This window comes from Paenibacillus plantarum, from assembly GCF_013141695.1.
GTDB classification, from domain to species: Bacteria; Bacillota; Bacilli; order Paenibacillales; family NBRC-103111; genus Paenibacillus_E; species Paenibacillus_E plantarum.
Genome location: NZ_WHNY01000068.1, coordinates 1 through 16,669 on the forward strand (window position 1 = coordinate 1; position 16,669 = coordinate 16,669).

Annotated in this window: 10 protein-coding genes and 1 pseudogene; 2 read left to right on the plus strand and 9 right to left on the minus strand. The window is 40.1% G+C overall.

All coding sequences use genetic code 11. From position 1 onward, the window contains the following. The 7 genes and pseudogenes from GC096_RS26280 to GC096_RS26310 all read right to left on the minus strand — a co-directional run. Positions 1-275 (minus strand): annotated as a pseudogene (locus tag GC096_RS26280) (sigma-70 family RNA polymerase sigma factor); the annotation flags it as partial. A 372-nt stretch (positions 276-647) separates the two neighbouring features. Next, positions 648-2,300 carry an S-layer homology domain-containing protein gene (locus GC096_RS26285; protein ID WP_171634350.1) on the minus strand — a complete coding sequence of 551 codons (1,653 nt, stop codon included), beginning with the start codon at positions 2,298-2,300 and terminating at the stop codon, positions 648-650. Positions 2,301-2,377: 77 nt separating this feature from the next. Then, entirely contained in the window at positions 2,378-6,901 is a 4,524-nt protein-coding gene (locus GC096_RS26290; RefSeq protein WP_171634352.1) for a glycoside hydrolase family 3 C-terminal domain-containing protein, read from the minus strand. Between the two features lie 363 nt (positions 6,902-7,264). Next, positions 7,265-8,806, minus strand: a complete 1,542-nt coding sequence (locus tag GC096_RS26295; RefSeq protein WP_171634353.1) for an alpha-L-rhamnosidase-related protein — start codon at positions 8,804-8,806, stop codon at positions 7,265-7,267. A 24-nt stretch (positions 8,807-8,830) separates the two neighbouring features. Next, on the minus strand, positions 8,831-9,667 hold the full coding sequence (locus GC096_RS26300) for a carbohydrate ABC transporter permease (RefSeq protein ID WP_171634355.1): 837 nt from the start codon (positions 9,665-9,667) through the stop codon (positions 8,831-8,833). Beyond that, positions 9,664-10,545 (minus strand): carbohydrate ABC transporter permease, encoded by an 882-nt coding sequence (locus GC096_RS26305; protein WP_171634357.1) that lies wholly within the window; start codon positions 10,543-10,545, stop codon positions 9,664-9,666. The genes GC096_RS26300 and GC096_RS26305 overlap by 4 nt, the downstream gene beginning before the upstream one ends. An 84-nt stretch (positions 10,546-10,629) precedes the next feature. Next, positions 10,630-11,964, minus strand: a complete 1,335-nt coding sequence (locus tag GC096_RS26310) for an ABC transporter substrate-binding protein (protein ID WP_171634364.1) — start codon at positions 11,962-11,964, stop codon at positions 10,630-10,632. Positions 11,965-12,110: 146 nt separating this feature from the next. Between GC096_RS26310 and GC096_RS26315 the strand changes: the two genes are divergently transcribed. Both GC096_RS26315 and GC096_RS26320 read left to right on the plus strand, forming a co-directional pair. Then, positions 12,111-13,913, plus strand: a complete 1,803-nt coding sequence (locus GC096_RS26315; protein ID WP_171634358.1) for a sensor histidine kinase — start codon at positions 12,111-12,113, stop codon at positions 13,911-13,913. A gap of 13 nt (positions 13,914-13,926) precedes the next feature. Next, the gene (locus tag GC096_RS26320; RefSeq protein ID WP_171634359.1) at positions 13,927-15,477 is read left to right on the plus strand and encodes a response regulator transcription factor; all 1,551 of its coding nucleotides are present in this window, start codon (positions 13,927-13,929) and stop codon (positions 15,475-15,477) included. A gap of 153 nt (positions 15,478-15,630) precedes the next feature. On the opposite strand, the gene GC096_RS26325 is transcribed toward GC096_RS26320, so the two are convergent. Both GC096_RS26325 and GC096_RS26330 read right to left on the minus strand, forming a co-directional pair. Next, entirely contained in the window at positions 15,631-16,302 is a 672-nt protein-coding gene (locus GC096_RS26325; RefSeq protein ID WP_171634360.1) for an ABC transporter ATP-binding protein, read from the minus strand. Positions 16,303-16,363: 61 nt separating this feature from the next. Then, on the minus strand, positions 16,364-16,669 hold a 306-nt coding region (locus tag GC096_RS26330; RefSeq protein ID WP_171634362.1), incomplete at its 5' end, for a sigma-70 family RNA polymerase sigma factor.

Here is a 16,669-nt window from a genome sequence, read left to right on the forward strand (position 1 = left end):
TCACTGCCAAGGATGTCAATCAGCGTAATTTCATTCCCCTCTTTATCCGTTCCGATCGGGTCATGCAAAGATACATCTTTGCGCGTCTTCTTCAGTGAGCGCAGATGCATCAAGATCTCATTCTCAATACAACGCGCCGCAAAAGTCGCCAGTTTTGTCCCTTTGTTCGGGGAGAAGGACTCGATAGCTTTGATCAGTCCAATCGTCCCGATGGAGATCAGGTCTTCCAAATCTTCTCCGGTGTTGTCGAATTTTTTGAGGATGTGAACACAAAGCAAGGTAAATAGTGATTTAACTATGCTATCCACCTTAATGTTAGTAACATTCAAACGAGTTCCCTTTTACCATACTTGACCTTCACTCAATCATTTGGAGCAGAAGCTAGCCGCGCTCGCAAAAACAAATGAATTCGCTTATTCCATAGGGAACTTAGTGAATTCCTGCCTCCATACACATAATTAAATAGGAGTTCACCCGAAAGTGAACTCCTATTTAATTTGATAACTTAATTTGTTACTTCAAAACTTTAATAACTCCCGGCAAAGTTCAGGTTCCAGTACTAATATCATAGCCTACAAAAAAATCTTCAATATTTCATTATTTAATAATAAAACAATTTAGATCTATTGGTGCTTCGCACTTTGAAACTACTTCTTTTCTAATACATTCATTAAATTGTAAATCATCTGTGCAGCCTCGGCTCTGTAACCAACTCCATGAGGTACAAATAAATTTCCTTCACGACCTTGAACTAAGTTCAACATCTTTGCGCTTTTTACATGTGGCAATGCCCAAGAGGAAATCATATTTTCATCAATAAAATTGCTACTAGTTAGAGCAGCAGCTTCATTATGGTGAATCTGATATGCACGCATTAACATAGTAATCATTTCTTCACGTGAAATAGAAGATACAGAATCAAATATTGAATCAGTTTTCCCTTCAACGATCCCTGCTTTAACAGCGATTGATACCTCGTTGAAGAACCAATCCGATTCTGTTACATCAGAGAACGCAATGTCGCCTTTACTTGTTAATTTTAATGCTCTCACTAATAACGCCGTGAAGTCAGCACGTGACACTTCTCTATTCGGCTCAAAAGTAGTTGAACTTGTACCATTAACAATTTGCTTAGCTGCTAACTGTTTAATCACATCACTTGCCCAGTGATCGTTTGGAACATCGACAAACTGTTTATTAAACTCAATAGCTGCATACTTACTAAAATGATAAATTTCAGCTACAATCTCCTCATTGTTGATATTACCTCCAATAAATTCGAGTGTACCATCATCCCCAATATAATAAATAGAGACTAGCTTCTCGTTCGCGGATGGATCAAGCTTAAACCTCAATGTAATTGGTTTAGTGAATTTCGTTATTAGAGTTGACTGGTTGTTTTCATTTATTAATTCCAATTTAAACTCATATACTTCACTAGCTAAGTTAAGGTTAGCTCCAGATAAGTACCCAGCTCCCGTTATCAGATTTTTAGAGTCAGATGTAGATAGAGGAGTCATTGTTAGGGAAATCACACTATTTCTCATCTGGTCTTCTGACATATTACCCTTCAATTCAAAAAGCAACCCCGCAGGAAACTCCATACTGAGATTTTCTTTCATAACTACTAAACTGGTTTGATCATTAATCTCAAAAAGGTTAAGTGGTACTTTTACTACACTAACTGCTTTCGATACTTCTACAATTACTTTTTCATCGCCGTCTTTAGTGAGCATATCTGGTGTTAGTGTAATTGTAGTGCTTGAGTCGTTACTTACTGGAATTGAAGGATAGCCCCCACCACCACCACTGGTAATTGTAACACCTGCTTTAGCGTTGGTTGCAACTTCTGTAGAATCAAGCTGCGAGTTCACAAGGGTCACTCCTGAAAGTGATATGTCTGCGGTTCCTGAAGCAATACTTTTAAATGTAAGGGTATAAAGCTTAGCATCCCCGTTTAACCCCGAAGATGCCCCTACAATCGTTCGCGCTAATTGAATCTTATTCCCATCTAGAATAGGATTAACTGAAAATCCACCTGGTAATCCGCTTACTGCATTCTTAAACTGAAGCTTGTTGGAGTCAAAGGTCAAATTAACTTCATATGCATATAAATCATTCAACTGTGACCCGTTTAGGTTAACTATAATATCGTTACCAACAATAGAAGTATCGTTAGTCGTAGTCAAAAGAAATTGTGGAGTTGTTTCTGCTTGTGCAGTTTTCATAGGAATAATCGCTAATGTGCAAAGCAACATAATTGCTAGTTTCAAGCTAATTGAACGTAATTTTGGAATCATAAGTTCTTCTTCCCTTCGTACAAAATAGCCGGAAGGAAGGCAAATCTGCCTTCCCCCTAGACTTCTATACTAATCTGTTAGTAGTTCAAAATAAGTCTTGCGATATAAGCAAGATCAGTAATATCTATTCTGCCGTTATTATTATGATCATAGCGTTTAAACACATTCCAGTTAGCCGAAATAGATGTTTTGTTGTAGTACTTCGACAATACTCCTAAATCCCCAACAGTAGCATGCGTATTAATCGAACCAATGAAAGATTGCAATGCACTGTTAAGCAGCGTAATTGCTTGATCTACTTGATTCTGTGTTGCATTTGCATTATTTGAAATTGCTTGTGCTACGCTGATCGAAGTTTGTAGAGAAGCCTTAGAACCCACAGGATATTGCCCCCACAGAATACCTTCTAAAGATTCATTTAACGATGCATTCGCAGAAGCAATAACAGTATTCAGTCCAGCTTTATCAACAGCAGAGACAGGACTTATGCTCACGTTGTAAGTGGAACCATGTCCTACTTGTAATAGCGTACCATTATCGTCGGAAACTGACACATCGGATAAGTACACGGAGCTTGTGACCGTATTGGACAAGACTGCCGCCTTGAATTGCAATTGAAGAAGTTCTCCACTTACACTAATGGCGTTTTCTTCACCTTGTGTATACGCAAGTATGCGTACTTGTCCCGGAGCTACTTCGTGACTGTCAATGACTTCGAATCCAGTCTTTAGAGATTGCACGCCAAGCAATTGAAGCTGTGATGCATTGAAGTTAACCGTCAAATCCTGTGCATATACACTTTGGGTAACGTTTACCAAGCCATAATTCACATTAAAATCCTGGCCTGCTGTGACACTACTTACACCCGTTAAGGCTGCCGAAAATGCTGATGAGGACGAAGCCGACAGAATAACTAGCGAGTTGTTAATGGATGCCGTTGCACCAATTGAGTCTGTTACACTAATTTGAACAGTATAAGGACTTGATGTATCTGCACCCACTGCCGGAGTACCAGTAAGCGTCATCGTCGGAGCGTCAAAACTTAGACCTTGCGGAAGCCCTGTAACACTCCATGTGTATGGAGCAGTACCGCCAACTACACCAAGATCAAGCTGTTGATTATAAGAAGTTCCTACCTTGCCGCCTGGAAGTACATTATTCTCAGTCGGTTTATTGATCGTTAACGCATTTTGCGTAGTTTTTAGACTGTCAATACGAAGGTCAGGCTCATTAAATACAACATAAATCGTATGTTGTCCTACAGGTGCATTAGTAACTACTGTTTCAACGTCCACGTAGCCAAGTTCATTTACCGTTTGATCGGCTGCTGTGGGCATTACGTAGGTCACTTTACCTGTAACTGGTACTTGAATAGTAGCAAAAGGTGGATTACTAGGAGAGTCAGCGCGCAAAGTAATAGTACCTCCGCTTCCTTTAGTGCCCACTCTTGCTGTAATTTTTTGAGCGCCTGTAAAATCAACGTTTGGAAGAGCCGTCCATGAACCATTTTCTTTAGACATCACAGTATAGTATTCACCTGCGACTTTATCTGCCCTCAAGCTTTCTAATGTACGCTCTTTAGAAGCTTCATTATAAACAACTGCATGAGAAGCGAACGAATGATCGAATACATTGAAACCATCTGTTCCTTTCAAGGATGAAACATTTTCTCCAGAGATGTTGACAACTTTCTCAGCACGGATATCATCAGAGGAATGGCCTACCATAAGCGAATAAGCACCGTTTTCAACGATATAATCGCCCTTGTTAACGTCCCAAATCGCAAAATCTTTTGGATCTACAGAAAGGGTAACTACTTTGTGTTCTCCTGCAGTAAGAGGTACTTTTTCATAAGATACCAATTTTTCACCAGGTGTGTACTGCCCATAGGCAGATCCGTTTTTCTTAATGTAAAGTTGCACGATTTCGGAAGTAGGAATTGAGCCCTCGTTCGTGATTTCAACTGATACATTAAATTTCACTTTGCTATTTGCAGCGTCAGGTGCAACAAAATCTTTGTAAGTAAATTCAGCGTAGCCAAGCCCATACCCAAACGGATAGGTAACTGGAGCATCTGTGTACATATAGGTCAGTTTTGCTTCAGATGGATCGGCATTGTTCATGTCTGACACATAACGTGGATCTAATTGACTTAAAGACGTAATTGTTGTGTTACCTTCAGGAATAGAATACTTGTCAATTGATGGAAGAGCGTTCATATTCTTATACCATGTTGCTGTGAGTCTGCCAGTAGGCGAGTAATCGCCATACAGAACATCCGTCAATCCCTGAGCGTCGAATTCTCCGGAATAAGGCTGAGTGACAATAGCGGAAATATTAGGGTCATTCTGTAGCTCTTCAAGAATGACTGGCGAGCTAGTTTGCACGACTACAATGGTCTTTTTATTTTTGGCTGAGAAAGCTGCTGCAACGTTATGGGCCAATTTATAATCGTTATCTCCTAGATAGAGGCTAGCACGGTCACTTCCCTCAGCAGCACTATTACTCGGATGCGCACCAACGAAAACCAGCGCATAATCTTGCGTATTTGCCATGGCACTAACATCCGCACCAGCTTGTTTAATGATTGTCTTTTCAAACTTGACTGCATTCGATCGGTTGTTGAAGTTTGTGATATTTCCAATTGTTGCAGAATCGGTAACAACACTACCATCTACCGCTGTTGTTAAATATCGTCCGTTGAAGATACCTGTTTGGAATGCTAAACCATTAGATACCAGGGAAAGCGTATTATCATTGTTCTTTTCAATACGTAATTTCGGAGGAATGGTGCTATTAGTTGCTAAAGTTGTAAGAGTTGTCCAGTCAGGATTCGTCAAAGTTAGTGCAGCCGAAGCCGTATTGCCTACACTTGCGCTGTTTGACGTAGGTGCTGTAACCCATAAGCCATTGACTTTGGACTTTAAGCTATCAGCATTCTGTCCCCAGTCCATATCCTCGAATAACTGCGCATCAGTAAATTGGTCATCGGTTGGCGAATAATTTGCATTCAGTTGGCTACCCACTCCAGAACCTGCTGTCAAGTATTTCCCGTTTTGAACGGATTTTAGTGCAACAACCTCACTGCCATTCGCATATTGCACATTGCTTGCCCCGATCGTATTCAAGATAGAATACAAGGAGGTTTTACCAGAATTAGTAATGTTCGGCGTAGTCGCAGAGTATTGTGCCTTCATCCTCATATCTGCATAAATGCCGGTTATTGCGGCTTTCTTATTTTTCATAAGTGGCAAAGCCTCGTCGGTATTTTTCAACAAGACCACTGATTCCCTAGCGGCCTGAAGGGCAACTTGCTGGTGTGCCGGTGTATTAAAACTTGTTAAGTTTGAAGAAACATCCTTTGCCTGGCTGGCAAACGGATAATTTAAAGGAACTCCGTTTGCATCTACTTCGTTGAAGAAACCTATGCGGACAAGTTGGTTTACCAAAGGTCTACCCGCTTCTTGAACATCTTTAAGAGTAATACCATAAAGTCCCTCATTTACCGCATTAGCCAGTGTCACGACATCTGTTTTATCAGTCCCGCTGGCTCTCACTGATTCCGAATGTGCCAGCACCATTAGTGCAAGCGCATGTTTACGATCAAGCGTGTATTGAGTATCGTATCCATTGCTAAAGCTAGTGTTGAACAAATGCGCTTCACCGTTGAAATCTGGTGAAGAGTACATGCCGTACCGGGCAATATTGTTTCCTTGAATCATGTAAGGAGAAATAATATTGGGTATGCCGTTGGTACGTCCGAAGGAGGTCATAACACCGGAAACTGAACCGGAAGCTAGGCCTTTAAACGCTGAAGGCGTCTGATATTCGTAGATGGCTCTTGCGCCTGCAGCAGTACTGGAAGTTTGGCGAAACCACTCTGCATTATATAATGAATAATGCTTCGTACCGACAACCGCACGTTGCCAGAAACCATCATTGCTATTACTTTGATTCGTACCAGCTAGTCCAGCCGCCATATTATCGACCATTGTAGCTGCCAAATAAGGATCTTCTCCATACCCTTCAGGAAACCGGCCGTTCAATGGATTGATACGAAGATCCGAAAGTGCAGTGAATGCTATAGGCTTCGAAGCGTTTGCGCCGTTATGAATGTTAGCAGCACCTTGTTTAACGTTGATTTGACTAATCTTTTCGCTTCCCATTACTTGACCGACTTCAGTTAATAAGTCCTTGTTCCAGGATTGACCTAAGCCGACTAAAGCCGGAAAGTCTGTCGATACCCCATACACGTTGTCTGCTGCAGCTAGCCCTCCGGGAATTACCTTCCCCTTATTCGGATTATCAGCCATAACCATCGTATAGTTGTCACGAATTCCAGTTGCGTAAAGAGCAGCGCCCTCTAGTCCAATGTACTCGAAATAGGCATCTACGAAAGCATTAAGGTGGTCTGGATTACCGTCGAATAGCGGCATACCGTCAAAGACCCCACCTACTTGTTTATTGAACGTAATACTGCTTGCAGAAACCGAAGTTGGTACATACACTACTGAAGAAAACGCTGACATAGATAATGTAAGTGCAATACCAAGGGTAGCAGTCCGCTTACAAAGTATTTTCGACTTCAAAAGTTTTTTCATCTTCTATTATCACTCCTTATTTCATTTACTAGCAAACGCTTTCATTTTGGTTCATTCAGTGCAACTTAAAACCATATACTCGTTAACGCTTTCTCATTTGTCTCAAAAGAATCGTTCCCCCTTAAGATTTTGTTCGTTATCTCTTGCTCTTCAGGTTTACATGCTCAGTATAAATGAGTTGTCAGTATACTTATTCTAGGCCTTTTGGTGTACTTTTTTTAGATTTTAGGGTATCGGAACACGAAGCACTGCGCAGCTGATTAAAACCATGACTATATTAATAGGTACTTTTAGAGTGGTATTTTGCTGCTTAGAATAAGAGAGCCCTAATCATTTAAAATGATTAGGGCTCTCTTATTCACTTTAATAATACTTTCTTATAAAATAAGTCGGCGTGCAGCTCCAAGCATGACAATAACTATTAATCAAATTACTACCATAAGGTGACAATCGCTTATCCATCGGGTTGTACAACTCCCAGAAACAATCAGCACCGTCTTTGACCATTTCGCCCCAATAGGCTCTCAATTGCTCTAAAGCCTTATCCCTTAAGCCACTCTGAATTAATGCTTCAATCAAATGGTGATAACTATACGGTGTAGACAACCCTATGTCCGGATTTTCATTAAATAACTTCTCAAGAAGATTAGCGTTTGCCTTAGCATCGCGTACTTCTGCAAGCACCATCCAGATCTGTGTAGCCCAGGATACTTGCTCTTCCGAGCCGCTGACAAAGAAGCCCTTTTCTTCACACCAAAGATGTTTTAGTGCTCCTTCAGTGGACAAGCTAATATACTCCGTTATTAAAACTGCAGAATCAGCCAGACTTAATTCCTCAGCTAAAATTAATCCTCGTTTCAAACAATAAATCAAAATCGCTTGTGCAGATCCTTGCTTATTCAGTTCTGGTTGCCAGTCTGTAAAACACCACCATGAAGGATCATCTTTTACGATCCCCCTATCATCAAGCCTACGTACTGCAATCTTTATCTGATCCATGGCAATTGGCCAAAGATCAATCAATGTTTCCCTATCACGCGAAGCCATGTAGTAATCACATAACGTTGCAACAAAGAACAACGAGTAATCATATAGAAGCGTGTCGTCCACATGAGGCTCTGGCTTTTCAAACAAACACGCGCCTACTTCACCACCTTCAAGAGTCATGCCCCCGAACAAATAAAGACAGCGCTTGACCAGGTCATAATTTTGAAACGTAAGATAATTAGCTTGAGCTTGCAGCCTTAAATCACCAATCCATAATCGCCGATCTCGCTTGGGACCATCTTCGAAAACGGTCTGCATGCAATCTTGAAGCGTCTTAATCCCGATTCGGTCCATCACTTTCAAATCATCTGTGAGTGTTTCTGGAAGTGAAGGAATTATCGACAAATCACCCGATGTAACCGTAGTACAATGAATATCCTCAAAGGCAACCTTATATTTCACTGAAGTCGCCACGACCGTGACTTTCAAATATCGGAAGCTATAACGCCTAGGAAGCTTAATTTCGCATGGTAAAATATCGATATTAATGATTTCATCTTGTAGCCAGGAACGGCTCAACCAGCCCTCATAATCGTCAAAAGATTCGCCTATCTCGCAAGGCATTTCGCCAAAAATCAGTTTGAGTCGAAGTGGTGCATCAGGAGGACTCCCAACTGGTTTTATCGACAACGTAAGATAGCCAACTTGATGATCGCCAAAATCGAGAATGAAGCTCTCATCTTTACCGAATGCTTGTTGTTGCAACGTATCGACACTGCCTATCCCTCTGGCGTTCCAACCCTGAAACGCTTCTGAATCCTGTATAACCTCAATCATTTGCTTAGGATACACAGTTGACTGAATTAAAGTAGGCGTCAATTGATCAGCTTTATCTACGAACCTTTGAATTCTACCCATAATTTTTAACCTGCCTCTGTAAATTTAGCCTTTCATAGCACCTACAGTTAACCCACCGATGAAATACTTCTGAAGAACTGCAAATATAGCTAACAATGGTAATGCACAAAGGAAACATGCTGCAAATAAAACGTTCCATGCTGTTGGATTCTGTTGATCTCCTAGGAATCCTAACATAGCGAGTGGTAATGGAGACTGGCTTGCTTTTGTAATAAATATCATGTTAAAAAAATAATCATTCCATATCCAAACACCTTGCGTAATAACGACAGATACGGTAACTGGAATCAGTAGCGGAAATACCACTGTCCAAAATCTACGGAATAACCCAGCTCCATCTATATGAGCTGCTTCTTCAACTTCTATAGGAACACTGCTTCTAATAAAGCCTGTATATAGAAAAGAAGAAAAAGGAATACTGCAAGTAATAAACATCAATATTGGAGTGTATTGCGTAGTTGGTATGTGCAAGGTATGCAGCATTTGCATAATAGGAATTAGTACCATTTGCCCTGGAACGACAAGACCTGATAGAAAGAATAGATATAAAAATCGACTTAAGCGTGATTGAATCCGTGCGATTGGATATGCCGCCATAGCGGTAAATAAAACGATAAAGATAAGGGAAACTCCTGTGAGAACGATACTATTGAGAAAAGCTTGCCCGAAGTGCATTCGATTAAAAGCAATTCGATAACTCTGCAGGGTGAATTCTGTGAACATATGAATCGGGTTTGACATATTGTTTGGAGAACGAAGAGAACTAGATAACACAATCAATAAAGGAACCAGATTTAACGCTAACAACGCACTGATGCCGATATGTGTCAGAGATTTCCTAACAATGGAATGGTTCATCATACCGACACCTCCCGTTTATTTAATTTAAGTACGAAGAAAATGGAAATGACAACAATCATACCAAACGAAATGACACTTAATGCCGAGGCCTTACCGAACAATTGATCAACAAACCCCATTTTATATACAGCATAGATCAATGTATTCGTTGATGTACCAGGTCCACCATTTGTCATGATAAACGGATAATCAAAGGCTTTTAAACCATTAATGACGCTCAATGTGACGTTAATTGTAATCGAAGTTGCAAGTAAAGGAAGTCTAATAAATCTCGTTAACTTCCATGAGCTGCATCCATCTATTTTCCCTGCTTCAATTAAATCGTGAGGAACGGTTTGCAAGCCGGCTAGAAAAATAATCGTACTCGTTCCAATATTTTTCCATATATCAACACCGATGATGGCATACAGGGCCGACCCATAGCTTCCCAAGAAATTGATCTCTACTCCTTTGATGCCGATTAATTTCAGAAAAGTAGCGATTAGTCCTTCATCCGGCATATAGACATAGCTCCAAATGAAACCAACAACGATAGCACTGAACAAAGTAGGAATATAAGCGGCAGAGCGGTAGAAACCTTTCCCTCGAATGTTGGCATTCAGTATAAAAGCAAGGCATAAGGCAATGATGTTACCGAAGATCACGGAAACTGCGGTATATATCAGCGTATTCGAAATCGAAAGCCCTAAAATACCTTCATGGATTAAAGACTTATAATTACTTAATCCAACGTAGTTAAACTTTTGAACGAATCCGTTATAGTCCGAAATGCTGTATTGAAAGATTTTTAAAATAGGTATTATCCAAAAGAGTAAATAAAAAATTAGTGCAGGTAATACAAACAAATACATCGTTTTCTTCATCACATTTGAGTTCATCACGGAGCCTTCCTTCTAAATCAATTATTTAAAGGGAGATAGCTTGGGACTATCCCCCTTCAAACATTTTAATATTACTTCAATCTAATTTTTCCAAGTTTGTTTAAACTTCTCTTGCATAGACTTAGCTACCTCTTCTGGTGTGGTGCTTTTCCCACCGATAATCTCAGAGAATTTAGCTTGTAATTGTTCGGCAACACCAGCAGGCCACATTTGGTTACTGAAGTAGATCGCATTCCCCGATTGATATTGTGTGACAGCGTCCTTAAAAAGTTCCTGATTTAATGGGACTCCACTATATGAACTAATTGAATTACCGGACTTCACCCAAGCTTGGAACAAGTCAGACTTACCGTCAAACCAGTAGTTAAATATTTCTTTGGCAGCAGCAAGATTAGCAGACTTAGCATTAATTCCGTAACCGGATGCAGTTGCAGCAGCCATCCATTGCGGCTTTCCTGTCTCATTCGCAGGTAATGGGAAGAATCCTCTTTGGAAATCTACAGCGCCCTTAGTAGTAAGTGCCGAATAATCCCAAGTTCCATCTAGAACCATTGCAGCTTTGCCATCATTAAACATTTGATTAGCTTGAGCACTTCCAATTCCAAGGGAGTTTTTAACGATATAACCTTTTTCGTACAACTCCTTATACATGGAAATCGCTTTCACCCATTTAGGACTTGTAAGTGATTCTTGCCCGGCTTGAAGCTTTGTATCAAATGCTTTATCGTCCGGATAAACGGTATTCGCTGCGATTTGATATAGACCGAATTGAATCCACCAGCTGTCTTTATCACCCATTACGATTGGTGTTACCCCTGCATCTTTTAACTTCTGGCAATCTGCAAGGAATGCGTCCCAATCTTTAGGTAAAGAAGTGATACCTGCCTTTTGGAATAAATCTTTATTGTAATAAGTGCCCAAAATATCCATACCTTGCGCTACTGCATAGGGCTTACCTTCATAGGACATGTCATCCTTTGCTGATTTACCAATGTTGTTCCAGAACGTGAGATCTGATAAATCTGCAGCATATCCAGCCTTAGCCATGTCGATGGCGCCCATTGTTCCAATTTTTGGGAATTCTAGAAAGATATCAGGACCTTCTCCAGCTGCTAGCTTGGTCTTAACTGAAGTATTATATTGATCGTCAGGAAGCTTTTGTGTTTCTAACGTAATGTTAGGGAATTTCTGATGCACCAGCTTTGGAAGAGTGTCCAGAACAAAGTCTTCTCCGCTAGCATTTTTCGTACCAGAGACCATCATAGTTAAAGTAATTTTCTTAGCAGCAGCGGTTGAAGCTGCTGGTGTACTTGAGCTTGGGGTGCTCGAGCTTGATGTCCCCGATGTGCTACCGCAACCACTCATTAATACCATACAAGCTGAAATGACCGTAACACTCGTTAATGCCTTTTTCATGTGTCTCAAAAAATCGTCCCCCTTAAGGTTTGTTCGTTATCTCTTGTACTTCTTGTTTACATTCTCAGTATAGATGGATTCTCAGTATACTTATTCTAGACCTTTTGGTATACTTTCTTTAGATTTTGGGATTTCAAGGGGGATATATGACATTTTTGAGCATAAAAACAAAGCTATTTTTCGTATTTATCATCATTTCCATTATTCCCGTACTTATTGTTACACTCGGCTCATATCGAAACTACACGAATTTGGTCAGCAAACAAGTGTCACTCGTTTCGTCGAATGCGATCAGCAGTTCGGTGGAGAGAGTCGATAACATTCTTCAAAATATCGAGCGAATCACAATTACATTTCAACAGCAGTCACAAAATTACTCATCAACAGGAATTATCACGGTCGCAGATCAACTAAAAAGAATTACGAATATTCAGGATCAATTTGAACTGTTTACGATCAGAAATAATATGCGCTTCATTTTCCAAAATCTTCTTTCCGGGTATAGCTACATTAATGGCATTTATTTATTCATTCCAAATGGCCAGTATATAAGTTATGGAAACGGATCGGATCTGAAACTTGGTTACTCCCCTATCCAAGATATGTGGTACCTCAATACGATTCAAAAAAACGGAACATTGTATATTAGTGATGTTGATACCAAAAACTTCATTTTAAATGCCAAACCTTCAATTACATTCTCAAGAGCGCTGTACGACACTGAAACACACCAGTTTTTAGGTGTGCTAATGTTGGACTGCAGTTTGGACATTTTCAAAGGATTAGATAGAGATATCCTCCCCAATATTACAAGCATTTATTTGGTAAATGGCAGCGGGAAAATTTTATTTAATAATTCTGAGGACAAAATCGGGCAATTTTTACAGAATGATTTACTTACAAAGGTTCAGTCTTTAGATCATTCAGACGAAATTATTCAAGAAAGCAATGCGGGGGCGCTAACCGTAATTAAGTCGTTTCCCGATATTAATTGGAAGGTTGTTTCTTCCATTTCACTGAGTGAAATAAAAAAGCAATTCGGAACTTCTAGACAATTAATCACTTATATTTCGTTGACTTGCGCTGTGATCTTTATTCTACTTTCCATTTTTCTATCAAATTTAATAACTAGACCTGTTACCGAACTTAGTATTATCATGAGAAAGAATAAATCCCATAAACTCGTAATGACCAAAAAACAGCTCGAGCGTATGGATGAAATCGGCATTTTATATACGGAATACAACAATATGATTAGAGATATCAATGCCTATATTAAAGACAGCTATCAGAACAAACTACTAACCTTGAACTCGCAAATGAAAGCGCTTGAAGCTCAGATTAACTCCCATTTTCTCTATAACACGTTAGAGTCTATCAACAGCATTGCTGAAATTGAAGAAATTGAAAGTATTGCAACCATGACCAAAGCGTTAGGCGACATGTTTCGATATAGCATTAAGACAAAAAGTGAACTTGTTAACATTGATGAGGAATTATCTCATGCCAATAACTATCTAGCTATACAAAAAATTCGCTATGAAGAAAAAATGGAATTTATCTTAGATATTCAAGAGGGCTTGATTCATTCAAAAATATTAAAGTTAGTTGTTCAACCACTAATTGAAAACGCGATCTACCATGGTTTAGAAAGTAAACGAGGTAAAGGAAGAATTGTTGTTCGAGGATATGTGATGGAGGATAAGATTTATTTTGATATTATCGATGATGGCGTGGGGATGACACCAGGGCAAGTGCAAGAAGTCAGGGATTTGCTGGCTGAACCACCTGAGTTTTCAGAAATTGGTCAAAAAAACAAACCTAGTATAGGTCTAAAAAACGTTCATTCAAGAATCTCCCTTTATTACGGGCCTGAGTATGGACTCATCCTTCAAAGCCAGTCAGGCATTGGAACCACCGTCACGATCTGCATACCCAAAATTGATTGATGGAGGAACGTACATGTACAGTTATATTATTGTCGATGATGAACCCCTTATCAGGCGAGGGATGCTAAAAAAGCTACAAGCATTCGATCAGGATATCACCTTCGCTGGCGAAGCCGATAACGGGATCGATGCCATTGAATTAATCAAACAAGCAAATCCAGATATCATATTCACGGATATGAGAATGCCAGAAATGGACGGAAAGTCATTCCTTCGTGTTCTCCAGCTGGACTTTCCCGAGAAAAAAATTATCGTCGTTAGCGGATACACGGATTTCGAATATATGCAGGAGGCCATTTCAGCCAAAGTCGTTGGTTATTTATTAAAACCTTTTAGCCGCGAAGAGATCCACGATACATTAAGAAAAGCAATTGCTTTGATCGACCAAGAACATGCAAATCAACAAAAATTCGAGACCACGGAAGCAGAGAATGAGGGTGTCAAATATCATTCTGATCTCCAAACGTTAAGTAATATTGCCCTTGGTTTTTACAGCAAAAATAAAGCGCCAGAATTGATATCCGACATCTCCAATCGACTGCTCAATGCACAGAGCTTCTTCGTCGTGACAGCCTACGCTTCAGACAAATCTCATCACGAACTTGCAGGTCGATTCTTGACTCAAAATTGTCGTAGCTGCCTCTATTTAAAGCATGCTCATAATGAACAGCTTAGCCTCTTGCTTTTCTATTTCAGTCAGGACGAAGATACGCATATTGTTGCTCAACTGGCTTCTACATATTTTCAAGCAAGTGGAGCAAATATTACACAAGATCTTTTTATCGGTATCAGCCAAGCCCAAACAACACTTATTGAGCTTCATCAAGCTTACGAACAATCGATCTCGGCTCTAAATGATAGACCAATTCACGATACAAGCCATATCTATAGCTTCTATGACCAACATTCCGAATTGGCGGTTCCTGATTGGGAAAAAACAGACGAACTACTCTTCCACGTTGAAGCTGGCAATATTCAAAAGGTAGAAGAATTACTATCTGAATACTTCACTTTTTTAACAGAAATACCCTTAATCACACTTTCTTCTATCAAAAGATGCTCTCAAAAATTAATTCAGGAAGTAAGATGGGTATTATCGGAATACTTTGATTCAATCATGAAAAATTCGTCCTCAGCTAGCTTTGATTCAGTGATGGAAGCTTCATTTGAAATCGATACCATACGTTCTTATTTTCTTCATGTATTGCCTAACATTGCGGAAATATTTAAAGAGAAAAAAATCTATGGTTCCCAAAACCTAATTGATAACGTCAAAACGTATATCCAAAAAAACTATCGCAAGGAATTGACGCTTGAGAAGATTTCATCTCTTTTCTTCATCAACCCTAGTTATTGCAGCTACTTGTTCAAAGAAAAAACCGGGGAAAATTTCATTGATTACGTCAATTCGGTTCGAATTGATAATGCCAAATTAATGTTGAAGAATTCAGAGGAAAAAGTATACAAAATCGCAAAATCATTAGGTTTTAACAATCCAAAATACTTTTTCCGGGTCTTCAAAAAATTAACTGGACGAACACCGGAAGAGTATCGGATGATGTAATATGTGAACTTTCTCTCAAAACAACAAGGTTCAGTCTTCTAAAATAAACAAATCTCCCACAATGCCCACTATTTATTATTTTTTATTATTAACATAACAAAAGCCTTACGACTTTTCTCGTAAGGCTTTTCATTGTTACACATACTGTGCATTTCAATTAACTAACCTTCCATCCCGAAACCTCACAACCCGCTTCGCCTGCTCCGCAACCTGCCGATCATGCGTAATCACAATAATCGTCCGCCCCCGCTCATTCAGCTGTCTGAAAATATCCATGATCTCCACGCCTGTCTTCGAGTCCAAAGCCCCCGTTGGCTCATCCGCCAAAATAATCGGTGGATCGCCAGCTAACGTCCTTGCAATCGCCACGCGCTGCTGCTGGCCGCCGGATAATTCAGAAGGCATATGCTTCCGACGATCCAGCAGATCAACCGCTTCCAATGCTTGTAAGACCAACGGCTCACGTTGCTTTCTCGATAATCCGCGATAGATCAATGGTAACTCCACATTTTCATATGCGTTTAACCTAGGCAGTAAGTTAAAGCTCTGAAAAACAAACCCGATCTTCCGATTACGAATCTCGGCCAATTGTGCATCTTTTAAGGCGTGAATCTGCTTCCCGTCAAGTGTGTAAACCCCTTCGTCCGAAACGTCCAAACAGCCGATGATGTTCATCAGCGTGGACTTTCCAGAGCCTGACGGTCCCATAATGGCTACAAATTCACCTTGCGCGATGTCTAACGAAATGTCATCTAGGGCGCGGATTGTCTCCCCGCCCATGTGATAGAATTTACTAACATGCTCAATTAGGATTAAGGCTGTCATTGTCTTCGCCTCCATTATCTGAAACCAAATAAATGAAGAATGCGATTCTCAACCTAACGTATTACCGCTTCGCCTTATAAAACTCATGATACAGCTTCATAAGCGCCCTTTTCTCAATCCGCGACACATAGGAGCGACTGATCCCCAGTTCTTTCGCGATCTCCCGCTGCGTCCGTTCCTCACCACCAAGTTCCAACCCGAACCGTCCAACCACGACTTCCTTCTCACGATCGTCCAAAATCTCCAAGTTTTTATAAATCTTCGACTTCTCAATCTTGAGCTGAACAGCATCGACTACGTCATCTGCCTCACTGCCAAGGATGTCAATCAGCGTAATTTCATTCCCCTCTTTATCCGTTCCGATCGG

Coding starts and splice junctions, on each gene's coding strand:
- GC096_RS26285 (WP_171634350.1), bottom strand. CDS start 2,300: ATGATTCCAAAATTACGTTCAATTAGCTTGAAACTAGCAATTATGTTG.
- GC096_RS26315 (WP_171634358.1), top strand. CDS start 12,111: ATGACATTTTTGAGCATAAAAACAAAGCTATTTTTCGTATTTATCATC.
- GC096_RS26300 (WP_171634355.1), bottom strand. CDS start 9,667: ATGATGAACCATTCCATTGTTAGGAAATCTCTGACACATATCGGCATC.
- GC096_RS26295 (WP_171634353.1), bottom strand. CDS start 8,806: ATGGGTAGAATTCAAAGGTTCGTAGATAAAGCTGATCAATTGACGCCT.
- GC096_RS26305 (WP_171634357.1), bottom strand. CDS start 10,545: ATGAACTCAAATGTGATGAAGAAAACGATGTATTTGTTTGTATTACCT.
- GC096_RS26320 (WP_171634359.1), top strand. CDS start 13,927: ATGTACAGTTATATTATTGTCGATGATGAACCCCTTATCAGGCGAGGG.
- GC096_RS26290 (WP_171634352.1), bottom strand. CDS start 6,901: ATGAAAAAACTTTTGAAGTCGAAAATACTTTGTAAGCGGACTGCTACC.
- GC096_RS26325 (WP_171634360.1), bottom strand. CDS start 16,302: ATGACAGCCTTAATCCTAATTGAGCATGTTAGTAAATTCTATCACATG.
- GC096_RS26310 (WP_171634364.1), bottom strand. CDS start 11,964: ATGAAAAAGGCATTAACGAGTGTTACGGTCATTTCAGCTTGTATGGTA.